Source organism: Streptomyces sp. CA189 (genome assembly GCF_056428985.1).
Genome location: NZ_JBWJVM010000132.1, coordinates 1 through 14,472, shown reverse-complemented (window position 1 = coordinate 14,472; position 14,472 = coordinate 1). Strand labels below are relative to the sequence as shown.

Here is a 14,472-nt window from a genome sequence, read left to right as displayed (position 1 = left end):
GTGGGGCTGGGTTGGGCGGGCGGGGGTGGGGTTCCGGCTACTTCAGGGCTGACTGCTTCTGCCATTCGTCCCAGGGCAGGTTCCACTCGCCGAAGCCGATGCCGGTGGACACCGTTTCCTTGCCGCCCGTCACGTCGAAGACGTCGCCGATCTGGGCTTGGGCGTAGAACCACGTCGCGTCCGCCGTTTTCATGCCGGTGCAGCCGTGGCTCCTGTTCGCCGAGCCGATGTAGCCCTCCGCCCACTCCGCCTGGTGCGCGAACGTGCCCGAGACCGTCATGCACATCGACTTGTCGACCCACTGGTCGTAGCCGGTGAGGCCGACCGAGTCCGCCGCATGTCGGCGTCTTCGCCGGGTCGCCCGCCGTGATACCGGTGCCCGTCCCGTGTCCACCCCGGAGGGGGGCCTCCAAGGTCGCCTGGGTGCCCGGTTTCCAGTACTCCTTCGGCCGCCAGTCCACGCGGGTGGTCGAAGGTGAGCGAGAGCGGCTGGCCCACGCCGACTGTCGTCTTGCCCTGTACTCGGTGTCCACCGCCAGTCCGTCCTTCGGCGTGAACGCCCCGTCCTTGAGCGTGCCCTCGGCCGGCTTGACGTCAGGCTCAGCTCGGCGGCCGGCCGCGACGCCTCCGCGAGGGCGAGCAGCGTGAGCACGGTGAAGGCGGGGTGATTGCTGCCTTGCGCATGGGTAGGTGAACCTCCGGCTAGGGCCCGGGTCTTGGGACCCGGATGTCCGGTATGAGGGCGGTCCGATCCTCCTCGGTTCAGCCGGGACGGATTCGGGACGATCAAGGTCTAAAGTCCTACAACCCGGAATTTATGGGCCATTCGGCTGGAACCCCGCATCCCCGGCCGACGTCCTGACCAGTGCGAGCTCACACGGCGGACGTCGATGTGGCGTCGATATGGGGAGTTGAGACAGCACATGGGGTTCATGACGCGTACGCAGATGCGGGGCACGAAGGCACGGATCGCCGTCGCCGGAGCGGTGGTGGCGGTGGCCGCGACCGCGTGGGGGGTGACGGCGCTCGTCGACCCCGGCCAGGGCGCCAACCACCAGAACGTCTCCCGGCAGACCGACGACCCCGCGAAGGGCGGCGGTGACGCGGCGCCGCAGGCGCCCGGGAAGCCGGGCGGGCAGGTCCCGGACGGCATAGCCCACGCGTCGGAGAGCGGCGGCAACGCGGTCAACATCACCATCGACGACGGGCCCGACCCCAAGTGGACCCCGAAGGTGCTGGAGGTGCTGAAGAAGTACGACGTGAAGGCGGTCTTCTGCATGATCGGACCGCAGGCCAAGGCCCACCCCGACCTCGTCAAGAAGGTCGTCGCCGACGGCCACCGGCTCTGCGACCACACCATGGACCACAACACCGGGATGGACAAGAAGCCTTTTCCCTACCAGCAGCAGCAGATCCTCGACGCGAAGAAGCAGATCGAGGACGCCGCGGGCGGCGGGGCCAAGGTGGAGTACTACCGGGCCCCCGGCGGCGCGTTCACCCCCGAGAGCAGGGCTTTGGCGGCCGCCAACGGAATGCGCCCGCTCGGCTGGAACGTCGACACCAAGGACTTCAGCAAGCCGGGCGTGGCCGCGATCGTCGACACGGTGAAGGCCGAGATCGGCAACGGCCCGACCGTCCTCTTCCACGACGGCGGCGGCGACCGCACGCAGAGCGTGGCGGCCCTCGACCAGGTCCTGGCCTGGCTGAAGGAGCAGGGCCGGCCCACCGGCTTCCCGGTGGTCACCGGTCCCAGCGCCTGACACGCCGTTCGGTGGCGAACGGGTGAGGGTCGCCGCCCCGGCGGTGCCCGGGGTGTTCCCTGGTCGCGCACGCAAGCCCGTACCGGCGGCAGCCACGCCCGCCGCCCCGTACGCCCGTACGCCCGTACGCCCGACCAGGAGGTCTCCGTGGCCATCGCCCCCGGGAAGCTGTCCGACCCCGTCGTCGGCGCCCTCGTCAGCGCGGTCAACGCGCACGACAAGGACGCCTTCCTCGCGCTCCTGACCGCCGACGCGACCATGTCCGACGACGGAACGGAGCGCGACCTCCACGAGTGGATCGAACGGGAGATCTTCGACTCCGGCGGTCACATGGACGTCCAGTCCGAGTCCGATGGCGGCCGCACCCTGACTGTCGGCTACCGCAACGACACCTGGGGCGAGATGCGCACCTCCTGGCGGTTCGTCATCGCCCCCGGCGGCGGCCGCATCAGCCGCTTCGAGACGGGCCAGGCGTAGGGCGCGTCCACCTCCGCCCGACCGGATCCCGTACGGGTGAAAGGGCGCCGGGCGTCGTTCCGGCCCGCCGGAGGGTCCCGTTGGTCCGGGCATGAACCGCACCCGCACTGCCGCCCTCGTCCTCGCCGCCGCCGCGGCGGCAGCCCTCGCCCCGGTCCTCCCGGGCGCGGCCACCGCCGCGGACGGCACGGCGTACCTCCAGGACCCGAGCGGAGGGGAGAAGGCGATGAAGTCGATGTGGACCAAGGACGACATGCACAAGGTGGAGGCGCAGTTCCGCTTCCATCCCGGCGTCCAGTACAAGACGGTCACCCGCCCCGGCCCCAAGGGCGCCGAGGAGTACGAGCGCAAGGTCGGCGACCCCAAGACCCTGGCCTGGGAGCCCGGGTACGAGTTCGCGTGGTCGGTGGCGGATTCGCAGGGGGTCAAGAAGGTGCTGACGACGAAGGACGGCAAGCAGGCGATCGTCGTGCACGCCGTACTGCGCGACGCCCGGCGCACCGAGGTGGCGCGGGTGCACCAGGAGCTCAAGGACCGGCCCGCGACGGGCCGTACGAAGCTCCCCGGGGGCAAGCGCATCGGGTGTGACACCGGGAAGTACACGGTGGAGTGGTCGGTCACCCGCACCGGCTACGGCACCCTCACCGGGTCCCTGCCCTGGGACTCCGACTGCGAGCAGTACCGCACGGCCTTCACCCCGCGGAACCAGGGCGCGAGCTAGCCGGAGGGGGCGGGAGGAGGGGGCGGGAGGAGGGGGCGGGCGCAGGAGAGGGGCCGGCCGCCCCGCGCGCCTTGTGGGCGCTCGCGGGCGACTGGGCCGCGACCTTGGATCAAGGCCGTACCAGCCATCATGCTGCGCGGGGTGGGGCGCGGCAGGGGGCGAAGGTCCCTTTCGGCAGGGGCCTTCGGGGGGTTTTCCGGCGTCAGCGCGCCTTCTTGGCCTCGTTCGCCTTGGAGGCGATCTCCTCCAGGACGGCCTTCGGGTCGCCGGCGGGGTCCACGGCGCGGCCGATGTTGCGCTTGATGGTGTCGCTGATGACCACCCAGGACGGGTCGTTGACCGGGTAGAGCTGCGCACCGCGCAGGGCGTTCAGGAACTGCTGGTCGTTCTTGTCCATGCCCGAGGTGCCGGCCATCATGCGGGAAGCCGAGACGGTGGACGGCAGCAGGTGGTAGCGCCCGGCGAAGTCCGACAGGTTCTTGTCCCGGTAGACGAAGTCCAGGAACTTGCCGATCTCCTCGCGGTTGCCGTTCTGCTTGAAGGCCATCATCCAGTCGGCCACGCCCACGTTCGGCGGGACCTCCCCGGTGCCCAGCATGTCCGAGACGGGCATGGCGACGGCACCGACCGTGATCCCCTTGGCGCGCGCCTCGTGGGCGAGCTGGGGGTAGCCGTTCAGCATGCCGACCTCGCCGCGCACGAAGGCGGCGAAGGCGTCGGCGCGGTTGAGCTGCGACGGGGGAGTGGGACCGACCAGCCCGGTGGAGACCAGGTGCTCCTTGATCCACTTGAAGGTCATGATGTTCTGGTCGGAGGCCAGGCTGTAGTTGCCGCTGCTGTCGGCGTAGCCGCCGCCGTTGCTGAGCTCCCAGATCATCGCCTCGGCGTGCGCCTCCTCCGGGCCCAGGGGCATGGCGAGCGGAGTCTTCACGCCCTTGGCCTTGAGCGCCGTGGCGGCGGCCTTCAGGTCCAGCCAGGTCTTGGGCTGCCAGCCGTTCTTGGCGTCCTTCGGGATGACCCCGGCGTCGGTGAGCAGCTTCTCGTTGTAGAAGAGGAGGCGGCTGCTCGCCACGAAGGGCAGGCCGTAGAGGGTGTTGCGGACGGAGCCGGCGTCGGCGAGGGGCTGGAGGAAGTTCGCCTCGGCGGTGACCGAGAGGAGCTCGGGCGCGGAATAGAGCTTGCCCTGCGCCGCGAAGTCCGAGTAGCCGCCCATGAGGGCCATGTCCGGGGCGTTGCCGGCCTTGACCATGCGGGAGACTTCGCGGTCGATGTCGGCCCACGGCAGGAGCTGGACCTGGACCTTGATGTCGGGGTTCGAGGCGGTGAAATCGGCCGTGACCTTGTCCCAGAAAGCCTTGGAACTGGTGTTGGTCGAGGCGTCTCCGTATTCGGCGGCGACGAGGCGGAGGGTACCGCCGTCATCAGCGCTTCCGCCGGAGCTGCCGCAGCCGGTCAGCGGTATCAGCAGACCGAGCACGACCGTGGTGGCGGCCGCGCTGAAGATTCTTCGTCGCACGGGTGTATTCCCCTGATTTTCTTTTGAGTCCCGTTATTACTTATGAGTTACTCCGGGCTGTGGTGTCCCTCAGTGGCCCGTTGGCCGGAATTCTCTCCTGAGGGAGGGTGGTTGGTTCCATTGGGTCGGCACTTGTGTTCAATGCTCCAACTGCGGCATTTCAGAATGGTGTTTTCCGATATGTGATCAACAATTCGGACGCGCGTAGACATGCCGAAACGCCCGTTTCCGGCCACGGAGCGCGGCGGAACGGGTCGGAGGGGGAGGCGAGGGGGGTGTGGCGGGGGAGAGGCGGTGGAGCGGCGGAATCTCAGTCCGCGAAGTCGCCCGCGTACGGATCGGGCTCGCCCGTTTCGGGGTTGCGGCCCTCCTGCCAGCGGCGCTGGGCTTTGCGCCAGTGCACGAAGCTGAGGTGGCCGCCGTCCCAGAAGGTGATGCTGACCGGGCTCACGTCGAACTCGTCGGAGCACAGCAGGTAGAGGAACTCGGCCATCCCGTACGGGTACACCGCGAAGGAGTCGGCGGTGTGCCGGCCGACCACAAGAACGGGCCAGCGGTCGGGGTCGGGGTCGGTCGTCAGCCAGCAGAGGATGTCGGAACCGCCGGTGACGCCCCAGGCGAGGATCGACTCCGGGTCCACGTCGAAGGCGGCCCGGCCGCCCTCCGCCTCCCAGACCTGGCGGGCGTTGGCCGTCTCCTCCGCCATCTGCGCCGGGTCCCACTGGAGTCCGGGCTTGGGCAGCGGCAGCAGCACGCTCGCCTCGCCGTTGATCGAGCCCGCGCCGAAGCGGCCCATGAAGGCGATGAAATCGGCGGGGAAACGGCTGCCCCAGACGGCCTCGGCCGCCTGCCAGTCGATGTCCTCGTCGGCTCCGTGGGTCGCCGGCATGATCTGCTCCAGCGCTTTGACGCGCGCGTTCTCGGTCATGCCGCTCCCCTGCCACCCCAGCTCAACCGCCCCAACCTACCGCCGGTGCGGGGTGGCGCCTAGCGCGTGGTGAGACGGACCCGGAGCGGGGAGCCGACGCGCAGGCCCCAGGCGGCCATGGCGCCGGCCTCGGCCTCCAGGACGTGGCGGGCGCGCAGCCGGGGGAGGCCGAGCCGGCCGGGGGCCATGGTGGTCAGCGCGATGACGGTGAGCCGGCGGTCGAGGTGGGCCACGTCGATGGCGAAGCGCATCCGGAAGGTGTGCACGCTCGAGGCCGGGGTCAGGAGCATCGCCCCCTCGATCGCGTCCCGCCCCAGCAGCCCGCGCGTGCGGGCCCGGTAGGAGGCGGCCACCTCCAGGGGCACCTCCAGGGGCCCCGGGCGCTCCAGCGGCTCCAGGTGCTCCGCGGGCTCCAGCCGTCCCGTGGGCCCTCCCGGCGCCGCGCCCCGGTCGACGTAGAGCGTGGCCCCGCCGTCGCGCCACCGTTCCCTGTTCCCCATGCGGGCCACCCTAGGGCCCGGCCCGCCCGTCGCGAGGTGCGGCGCCGTCGCCGGGGGTCAGCCCCCGGACCCCCGCGCCTCAAACGCCGGCGGGGCTGGATGTGGCCGGCCCGGCCCTCGGTCCGGGCTTCGGCGTCAAGCCGGCGCACCCGAGGGGGTCACCCCGGGGAGGGAAGGCCGCACGTTGGCCCGTACGGGCTCCGGCCGGGCCCCGTAAGGGCTGTGGGGGCCGATTCGGCTCTGCGGAGTGCTCACGGACGGCTCCGGAGCGTAATCGTGTCGCGGTGATGCGCGCAGCAGGCTTTACGAAGGGTTATGGTGGAACCCCCCCCTCGGGCCGGTCCGTATCCCCCCCACGGACCGGCCCGTTTTTTGTCCCCGTGCAGTGCCGGGGCAGCGCCGGGCAAAGACGCAGGTCAGCCCCGCTGGGCCCAGATGTTGGCGCCGGGGGTGGACACCGCGAAGGAATCGATCTCCTTCAGCTCCTGCTCCGACAGCGGTGCGCCGGACAGGGAAGCGACATTTTCTTCGAGCTGCTTGACGCTCGACGCGCCGATCAGCGCCGAGGTCATCCGCTCGTCCCGCAGCACCCAGTTCAGCGCGAGCTGGGCCAGCGTCTGCCCGCGTCGCGTCGCGATCTCGTTCAGCCCGTTCAGCCGGCGCACGACCTCGTCCGACAGCAGGTCCGGGTTGAGGGACTTGCCCTGGGTGGCCCGCGAGCCCTCCGGGATGCCCTTGAGGTACTTCCCGGTCAGCAGCCCCTGCGCGAGCGGCACGAAGGAGATGCAGCCCATGCCGGCCTCCTCCAGGGTGTCCAGCAGGCCGTCGTCCTCCGTCCAGCGGTTGATCATGGAGTACGAGGGCTGGTGGATGAGGGGACGGATCCCCATGTCCTTCAGCAGTCGGGCCGCCTCCGCCGTCTGCTCCGCGGTGTACGAGGACACGCCCACGTAGAGCGCCTTGCCCTGCTGGACCGCGGACGCCAGCGCGCCCATGGTCTCCTCGAGCGGGGTGTCCGGGTCGAAGCGGTGCGAGTAGAAGATGTCGACGTAGTCCACGCCCATCCGCTTCAGCGACGCGTCCAGCGACCCGAGCAGGTACTTCCGGCTGCCCCACTCGCCGTACGGGCCCTCGTGCATGAGGTAGCCGGCCTTGGTGGAGAGGACCAGCTCCTCGCGGTGGGACGCGAAGTCCTGCGCGAAGATCTTCCCGAAGTTCAGCTCGGCCGAGCCGGGCGGCGGGCCGTAGTTGTTCGCCAGGTCGAAGTGGGTGACGCCGAGGTCGAACGCCCGGCGCAGGATCGCCCGCTGGGACCCCAGGGACGTGTCGTCACCGAAGTTGTGCCAGAGGCCGAGGGAGATCGCGGGGAGCTTGAGGCCGCTGTGGCCGGTGCGCCGGTACTCCATGGAGTCGTAGCGCGAGGGCTCTGCCCGATAGGGATTGTTTTCAGTCACGTTGTCCTCCCTATCACGGACTTGCGACAGGACCGAGTTGGGTGCCGGATCCCGTCGCGCAGTAATGTGGCGGTCTGTGGCGGACTCGGGGGGACCACCGCATTCCGCACGGGGGTATCGCTCGGAGGGGCTGGAAGATCGTGAAGCTGCGCGACCTGGTACGCCGTCCTGTGTACAGGCTCTACGCACGCCGGGTGGAAGGCCGCATCGACCATGACGAGACGCCCAAGCACATCGGCGTGATCCTGGACGGGAACCGGCGCTGGGCGAAGGCGTCCGGAGGCACGACGGTGCAGGGCCACCAGGCCGGCGCCGACAAGATCTCCGAGATGCTGGGCTGGTGCACCGAGACGGACGTCGAGGTCGTCACCCTGTGGATGCTCTCCACGGACAACCTGGACCGGCCCGAGGTCGAGCTCCGCCCGCTGCTCAACATCATCGAGAACACCGTCCGGGGCCTCGCCGCCGACGGCCGCTGGCGCGTCCACCACGTGGGCAACCTCGACATCCTGCCCGCCGGGACCCAGAGCGTCCTGAAGGAGGCCATGGAGGCCACCCGCGACGTCGACGGGATACTCGTCAACGTCGCGGTCGGCTACGGCGGCCGCCAGGAGATCGCCGACGCGGTCCGCTCGCTCCTGCTGGAGCACGCCTCGAAGGGCACCTCCTTCGAGGAGCTCGCCGAGATCCTCGACATCGAGCACATCGCGGAGCACCTCTACACGCGCGGCCAGCCCGACCCGGACCTGGTGATCCGCACCAGCGGAGAGCAGCGGCTGTCCGGATTCATGCTGTGGCAGAGCGCGCACTCCGAGTACTACTTCTGCGAGGTCTTCTGGCCGGCCTTCCGCAAGGTCGACTTCCTGCGCGCCCTGCGCGACTACGCCGCCCGCCACCGGCGCTACGGCAGCTGACCCGCCCGGCGGGATCCCCGTACGGCACCTGACCTGCGGGTCTCTGACGCCCCCTCGGCACCTCACGGCGCGCCCGGACTCCTCCGTGGCGCGCCGTCCCCGTGTTCCCGTACGCCCTGCCCGCCTCCCGGGACCCTCCGCGCGAGGCCTTCACCAGGGATTCACCGAGCGTCCGTCATATGCCATGGCATGGCTGGACCCATTCGGGGAATATCCCTTGCAGGTCGACGCCCGATCCACGGGTGTCGAGTCTCAGCGGACGGCATGGGGTCGTCCGCCCGGGAGGCCCTTTGCACCAGGACGCACGTGCGGTTCGCACGGACGGAGTGGAGGGCCGGAAGTCGGCCCGCGCAGGGGTGCCGATGACCGGTCCGGTCTTCATGGCCCGACCTCTTCCGAGGGGGTACGTCCTTCCGTGGTGACCAGCACAAAGAGCCGCCTGCCCGACAGGCGGACCTACGTCCTCGACACCAGCGTCCTGCTGGCAGACCCCAACGCGATCACCCGCTTCGACGAGCACGAGGTAGTGCTCCCGATCGTGGTGATCACCGAGCTGGAGGCAAAGAGGCACCATCCCGAACTCGGCTACTTCGCCCGTCAGGCCCTGCGGCTGCTCGACGAGTTCCGGGTGCTCCACGGTCGCCTCGACGCACCCATCCCGCTGGGCGATCTGGGCGGCACCCTGCGCGTCGAGCTCAACCACTCCGACCAGAGCGTCCTGCCCGCCGGTTTCAGGCTGGGGGACAACGATTCGCGCATCCTCGCGGTCGCCCGCAACCTCCAGGCCGAGGGCTACGACGTCACGGTCGTCTCGAAGGATCTCCCCCTGCGCATCAAGGCCTCGTCCGTGGGGCTGATGGCAGAGGAGTACCGCGCGGAGCTCGCGATCACCGATGCCGGCTGGACCGGCATGAGCGAGCTGGGGCTCTCCGGGGAGCAGGTGGACCTCCTCTTCTCCGAGGAGCGGCTCTACGTACCGGAGGCCGCGGAACTTCCCGTGCACACCGGACTGGTCCTCCAGTCCGAGCGCGGAAAGGCGCTCGGCCGGGTCACGGCCGACGGCAACGTGAAGCTCGTACGGGGCGACCGCGAGGCCTTCGGGCTGCACGGCCGCAGCGCCGAGCAGCGGATCGCGCTCGACCTCCTGCTCGACCCCGATATCGGGATCATCTCGATGGGCGGCCGGGCCGGCACCGGAAAGTCGGCGCTGGCCCTGTGCGCGGGGCTGGAGGCCGTACTGGAGCGGAGGCAGCATCAGAAGGTGATGGTCTTCCGGCCGCTGTACGCGGTCGGCGGCCAGGACCTCGGCTACCTCCCCGGGGACGCCTCCGAGAAGATGAGCCCCTGGGCCCAGGCGGTGTTCGACACCCTCTCGGCGGTCGCCGGGCGCGCGGTCATCGAGGAGGTGCTGAACCGCGGGATGCTGGAGGTCCTGCCGCTGACGCACATCCGCGGCCGCTCGCTGCACGACGCGTTCGTGATCGTGGACGAGGCGCAGTCGCTGGAGCGCAATGTCCTGCTGACCGTTCTGTCCCGTATCGGGGCCAATTCGCGGGTGGTTCTCACCCACGACGTGGCCCAGCGGGACAACCTGCGGGTCGGCCGGTACGACGGAGTCGTGGCCGTGGTCGAGAAGCTGAAGGGCCATCCGCTCTTCGCGCACGTCACGCTGACCCGTTCGGAGCGCTCCCCGATCGCCGCGCTGGTCACCGAGATGCTGGAGAACCTGTAGGGCCGCCCGGCCGGCCCGCACGGGCCGCGAAACAGGTAAAACACCCATAGCGGGAAGGTGAGTTGGCGCCGCCCGGCAAAGGCCAGAGAGCCTAGCCGGGCGGCGCCTCCATGCACAGGGGTTTGCCGGAACCAACGACGACATGCCAGGTGTGACCTTTCCCACGCAACGGAGAATTGCCCTGCGGCGTCGAGGTCCGGCAGAGTCTGTTTTCCGTCAGGCCCCGCATACGGCACACCTGTATCTCCCGTGAGATACGCGCAGTACCGCTAACTCCACAGTCGTTCGCCGTATGCCGCCCGGAGCATCACGCGGCACTCCCGTACGGGAGTTGCCCACGGGCCCGTGCCTCCAGTGACCGCACCACCACGGAGGCCAGCGTCGAGGGCACTATTGCGCCCGCTCGGTCACTGCGGACGCTGCTGGAAGGAAACCGTGTGAGCCGGATCTCGGTTCGGGGATTCGCTGTGGCTTCGGCCACCGCTGTCACCACCGTCGGCGCCGTCGTGGGTGTTGCCACTGGCGACCCCGCCTCGAACGATCTCGAGACGACCGCGTCCGGGACGACTCTCCTTGCCGACATCCCGGTCGGCGAGCAGGCGCAGGTCCAGAACGCGTCCCTGACGCAGCAGGCGGACTCCATCGCCCACGCGGCCGACACCGACGCCAAGCGCTCGGCGGAGGAGGCGGCCCGCATCCAGGCCGCCCAGGACGCCAAGGCGAAGAAGGCCGAGGCGCAGAAGGCCGCGGACGACAAGGCGAAGAAGGAGCGTGACGAGCGGGAGCAGGCCGCGAGCCGTTCCGCCTCGCGCGACGGATCCTCGTTCGCTCCCCAGGCCTCCTACACGGTCGCCCAGGTCAAGGCGATCGCCCAGCAGATGGTCCCGGCGGGGCAGTTCCAGTGCTTCTCCAAGATCATCAACCAGGAATCCACCTGGAACTACCTGGCCGTGAACAAGTCCTCGGGCGCCTACGGCCTCGTCCAGGCCCTGCCCGGCTCGAAGATGGCCTCGGCGGGCGCCGACTGGCGCACCAACCCCGCCACGCAGATCGAGTGGGGTCTGAACTACATGAACTCCCGCTACGGCAGCCCGTGTGGAGCCTGGAACTTCCACCAGGCCAACAACTGGTACTAGGCACACCCGGACACACCGGTACGAGAGCGCGCCCGCGCGCCTCAACCTCGAAGAGCCCCGCATCGTCCTACGGTGCGGGGCTCCTCGCGTGTACGGTCTTTCGAGGTGTGCCCCGGCACGCGGTCCAGGGCGGGGGGGAAGGGAACGACATGGCGAAGACAGGCTGGCTCGGCCGGCTCGGCAAGAGGCTGAGCCATGTGGAGGCCCGGCTCGCCGAGCGGCGGGCCGAAGTCGAGGCCGAGACCTCCGACGCCGCGCCCTCCCCGGCCCCACCGGCCCAGGCCTCACCCGCCCCCGCCTCCCGGCCCTCGGCGTCCCCGGGCGCCGAACACGCCGGCTACGCCACCCCCGTGCGCCCCGACCCGGTGTCCGTCATCCCGTGGGGCATGCGCGTCGCCGCAGAGGCGAGCTGGCGGCTGCTGCTGCTCGCCGGGATGCTCTGGGTCCTGATGAAGGTGATCAGCGAAGTCCGCCTGGTCGTCCTCGCCTTCGCCGCCGCCCTCCTGGTCACCGCACTGCTCCAGCCCTTCGTGGTCCGGCTGCGCCGCCTCGGCATGCCGCGCGGCCTGGCCACGGCCGTCACCGCGATCCTCGGGTTCGTGGTCATCGGGCTGGTCGGCTGGTTCGTGGTCTGGCAGGTCATGGACAACCTCGACCAGCTCTCGGCCCGGCTGCGCGAAGGCATCAACGAACTCAAACTCTGGGCACTGGACAGTCCGTTCCACGTGACCGAGAAGCAGATCAACGACATCGCGAAGAACCTCAGCGAGACCATCGGTACCAACACCGAGCAGATCACCTCCGCCGGCCTGCAAGGCGTCACGGTCCTCGTCGAAGTGCTGACGGGCATGCTCCTCGCGATGTTCTCCACGCTCTTCCTGCTCTACGACGGCAAGCGCATCTGGACCTGGACCACGGGCCTGCTCCCCGCGGCCGCCCGCCCCGGCGTCGCCGGCGCCGGTCCGCGCGCCTGGCGGACCCTGACCGCGTACGTGCGCGGCACGGTCCTGGTGGCCCTCATCGACGCCGTGTTCATCGGCCTCGGGCTCTACTTCCTCGACGTGACGATGGCCGTGCCGCTCGCCGTCTTCATCTTCCTGTTCGCCTTCATCCCGCTGGTCGGCGCGGTGATCTCCGGTGTCCTCGCCGTGGTCGTGGCCCTGGTGACGCAGGGGCCGTTCACCGCGACGATGGTGCTGCTGGTGGTCCTGGCCGTGCAGCAGATCGAGGGCCACGTGCTCCAGCCCTTCATCCTGGGCCGGGCGGTACGGGTCCACCCGCTCGCGGTGGTGCTCTCGGTGGCGGCCGGCGGCCTGGTCGCCGGCATCGGCGGAGCGGTGGTCGCCGTTCCGCTGGTCGCCGTCACCAACACCGTGGTCGGGTACCTGCGGGCCTACTCCCGCGAACAGCTCCACCACGGGCTGTCCCCGGTCGGCCCCGGGCCGCACGGTGCGACGGCCCTGGGCCAGGCGGTATCCGAGGCGGAGGAGACACGTACGGGTGATAACGGAGCCTGAGTTCGACGGCGGCTCGTCCGGCCTGCCGGGCCCGGTGGGCCTGGAGGGGCCGGAGGGGCCGGAGCGCCACGACGGATCGGAGCGCCACGGCGGATCCCCGCCGCCCGGCCGCCGCCCCTGGCGGTGGGCGCTCGGCGGGGCCCTGCTCGCCTCCGCGCTGTGGGCCGGAGCCTGGTGGTCCGCGACCCCGCAGGACGAACGCCCGCCGCTGCGGTACGGGCTGCCCCTGAGCCTGTGCGACGAGGCGAAGCTGCCCGCGCTGGCCCGGCTGGCCGAGGTGATCCAGTGGCGGTCCACCCCGAAGCTCTTCGAGCACCCGGGAGTGGACCAGGCGTACTGCCAGCTGAGCCCCGCGATGGACCAGCCGGAGAAGCCCGGGTTCCGGCTCTCGTACGAGGTCCAGGCCTCGATGGCGCTGCACAAACGGACGGACCCCGCCCCGGAGTTCGGCGCGGATCCGGCGCCCGCGGGCTGGGTCGGCACGAGCCGCGCGGAACCGCGCTCGGTGCCGGGGCTCGGGGAGCGGGCGCTGATCTGGGAGATGGGCTACCAGGAGTCGTGGCGGCTGAGCGTCCTCGACGGGGGTGCGGTGTTCACCGTGGACGTGACGGTGTGGGCGTACGGCCCGGACGAGGTCGACGGCGACGGCAATCCGGTCTCCGGCTCCGGCCTCCCGGAAGATCCGCCGAAGCCCGATTCCGATGCGGTCCAGGCTGCGATGATCGACGACATGCACGGCCTGATGAAGGCGCTGCGCAGGTAAGCGCGGTTCGCGCCGTAGGTGCGGGGGCGCGGGGACGGGGGACACGGGGATGATCGGCGAGCCTGAGATCGACGGGGACCGCGACGCGGCGAGCGGAGCGGAGGGGGCCGCGGAGGACCTTCCGCGCGAGCGCGACCGCGACCGCGAGCGGATACGGGGTCCGCGGGCTCCGTGGCGGTGGGCGCTGGGCGGGGCGGTGGCCGCCTCGGCGGTCTGGGCGGGCACCCTGGCCGTGCAGGACCGTTTCACCGACACCCCGCGCATCGACTACCGGCACTCCGCCGACCTGTGCAAGGAGGCGCCGCTCAAGACGCTGGGCGAGACCATCGGCCGCGCCTTCGAAGGGGACGGGAGCGGCGAGAGCCTGAGCCCCGCGCAGGACTGGGCGTACTGCCGGACCGGCCCGAAGCACGAGAAGGACCGCGTCCTGTACATGGCCCAGGTGCTGGTCGAACTCCACAAGAAGACCGACCCCGGGACGGAGTTCGCCACCGGCCCGGGCAGCAACGTGTGGCCGCACATGGACGCGGGGGATCGCCGGGAGGTGCCGGGCCTCGGCGACCGGGCGGTGCTCGACAGGCAGCGCGCGGCCGGAGGGGCGCGGCTGACGGTGCTCGACGGAGGGGCGGTCTTCACCCTGACCGTGGAGTGGTTCGGGCCCCCCGAGGCGGCGTCCGCGGGCGTGGACGAGGACGCGGTCGACGGGGCGATGATCGAGGACGTGCGGGCTCTGATGGCGAAGCTGAGGCGGTAGATCCCGCCATCGGCGCACGGCCGACGGAGTGCGCGAAAGGGCCCCCGCCGGCCGGGAGCGCTTGGGTTCTAGGAGTCGTTGCAACACCCCAGTTCAAGGGGTGGCATGGGCTTCGAGATCCGCGAGGACCGGCAGCCGCAGGGACGTAAGAAGCTCGCTCGTGAGCGGGCGGCTACTCCCGGCTCATGGAGCAGGGCGTAAGCAACACGGAAGCGTGCCGGATCGTCGGGATCAACCGGCGGACCGGGAAGCGCTGGCGATACGGACGCAACCCGTCCGGCGGGAAGAAGGCGGCTCCAC

General features: G+C 70.5%; 13 protein-coding genes and 3 pseudogenes. 10 read left to right on the top strand and 6 right to left on the bottom strand.

Annotated features, from left to right (window positions below; genetic code table 11):
* Positions 1-37 precede the first annotated feature (37 nt).
* Positions 38-427, bottom strand: a pseudogene (locus AC061S_RS43215) (L,D-transpeptidase family protein); the annotation flags it as partial.
* Between the two features lie 25 nt (positions 428-452).
* Positions 453-533, bottom strand: a pseudogene (locus AC061S_RS43210) (hypothetical protein); the annotation flags it as partial.
* A gap of 399 nt (positions 534-932) precedes the next feature.
* Here AC061S_RS43210 and AC061S_RS43205 point away from each other — a divergent pair.
* From AC061S_RS43205 to AC061S_RS43195, 3 genes are all read left to right on the top strand, one after another.
* Positions 933-1,760, top strand: a complete 828-nt coding sequence (locus tag AC061S_RS43205) for a polysaccharide deacetylase family protein (protein ID WP_478691362.1) — start codon at positions 933-935, stop codon at positions 1,758-1,760.
* Positions 1,761-1,907: 147 nt separating this feature from the next.
* A complete protein-coding gene (locus tag AC061S_RS43200; RefSeq protein WP_478691361.1) occupies positions 1,908-2,237 on the top strand; it encodes a nuclear transport factor 2 family protein in 330 nt (109 codons plus the stop codon).
* A 91-nt stretch (positions 2,238-2,328) separates the two neighbouring features.
* The gene (locus AC061S_RS43195; RefSeq protein WP_478691360.1) at positions 2,329-2,958 is read left to right on the top strand and encodes a hypothetical protein; all 630 of its coding nucleotides are present in this window, start codon (positions 2,329-2,331) and stop codon (positions 2,956-2,958) included.
* A gap of 202 nt (positions 2,959-3,160) precedes the next feature.
* Here the strand turns inward: AC061S_RS43195 and AC061S_RS43190 are convergent, their stop codons facing one another.
* The 4 genes from AC061S_RS43190 to mgrA form a co-directional block, all read right to left on the bottom strand.
* Complete coding sequence (locus tag AC061S_RS43190) at positions 3,161-4,474, bottom strand: extracellular solute-binding protein (protein WP_478691359.1); 1,314 nt, start codon at positions 4,472-4,474, stop codon at positions 3,161-3,163.
* A 310-nt stretch (positions 4,475-4,784) separates the two neighbouring features.
* Positions 4,785-5,402: an SMI1/KNR4 family protein gene (locus AC061S_RS43185; RefSeq protein WP_327254713.1), complete on the bottom strand. Its 618-nt coding sequence runs from the start codon at positions 5,400-5,402 to the stop codon at positions 4,785-4,787.
* Positions 5,403-5,461: 59 nt separating this feature from the next.
* Positions 5,462-5,902 carry a DUF192 domain-containing protein gene (locus tag AC061S_RS43180; protein ID WP_478691358.1) on the bottom strand — a complete coding sequence of 147 codons (441 nt, stop codon included), beginning with the start codon at positions 5,900-5,902 and terminating at the stop codon, positions 5,462-5,464.
* A gap of 416 nt (positions 5,903-6,318) precedes the next feature.
* Complete coding sequence (mgrA, locus tag AC061S_RS43175; protein WP_478691357.1) at positions 6,319-7,356, bottom strand: L-glyceraldehyde 3-phosphate reductase; 1,038 nt, start codon at positions 7,354-7,356, stop codon at positions 6,319-6,321.
* Between the two features lie 140 nt (positions 7,357-7,496).
* Between mgrA and AC061S_RS43170 the strand changes: the two genes are divergently transcribed.
* The 7 genes and pseudogenes from AC061S_RS43170 to AC061S_RS43140 form a co-directional block, all read left to right on the top strand.
* On the top strand, positions 7,497-8,270 hold the full coding sequence (locus AC061S_RS43170; protein ID WP_327254716.1) for an isoprenyl transferase: 774 nt from the start codon (positions 7,497-7,499) through the stop codon (positions 8,268-8,270).
* A gap of 415 nt (positions 8,271-8,685) precedes the next feature.
* Positions 8,686-10,002, top strand: coding sequence for a PhoH family protein (locus tag AC061S_RS43165; RefSeq protein WP_478691356.1), 1,317 nt, complete (start codon positions 8,686-8,688; stop codon positions 10,000-10,002).
* 437 nt (positions 10,003-10,439) lie between these two features.
* Positions 10,440-11,138, top strand: a complete 699-nt coding sequence (locus AC061S_RS43160; protein ID WP_478691355.1) for an aggregation-promoting factor C-terminal-like domain-containing protein — start codon at positions 10,440-10,442, stop codon at positions 11,136-11,138.
* A gap of 149 nt (positions 11,139-11,287) precedes the next feature.
* Entirely contained in the window at positions 11,288-12,655 is a 1,368-nt protein-coding gene (locus tag AC061S_RS43155) for an AI-2E family transporter (protein ID WP_478691354.1), read from the top strand.
* Positions 12,639-13,418 (top strand): hypothetical protein, encoded by a 780-nt coding sequence (locus tag AC061S_RS43150; protein WP_478691353.1) that lies wholly within the window; start codon positions 12,639-12,641, stop codon positions 13,416-13,418. The genes AC061S_RS43155 and AC061S_RS43150 overlap by 17 nt, the downstream gene beginning before the upstream one ends.
* Before the next feature lie 49 nt (positions 13,419-13,467).
* Positions 13,468-14,172 (top strand): hypothetical protein, encoded by a 705-nt coding sequence (locus tag AC061S_RS43145; RefSeq protein WP_478691352.1) that lies wholly within the window; start codon positions 13,468-13,470, stop codon positions 14,170-14,172.
* Between the two features lie 105 nt (positions 14,173-14,277).
* A pseudogene (locus tag AC061S_RS43140) lies at positions 14,278-14,472 on the top strand (helix-turn-helix domain-containing protein); the annotation flags it as partial.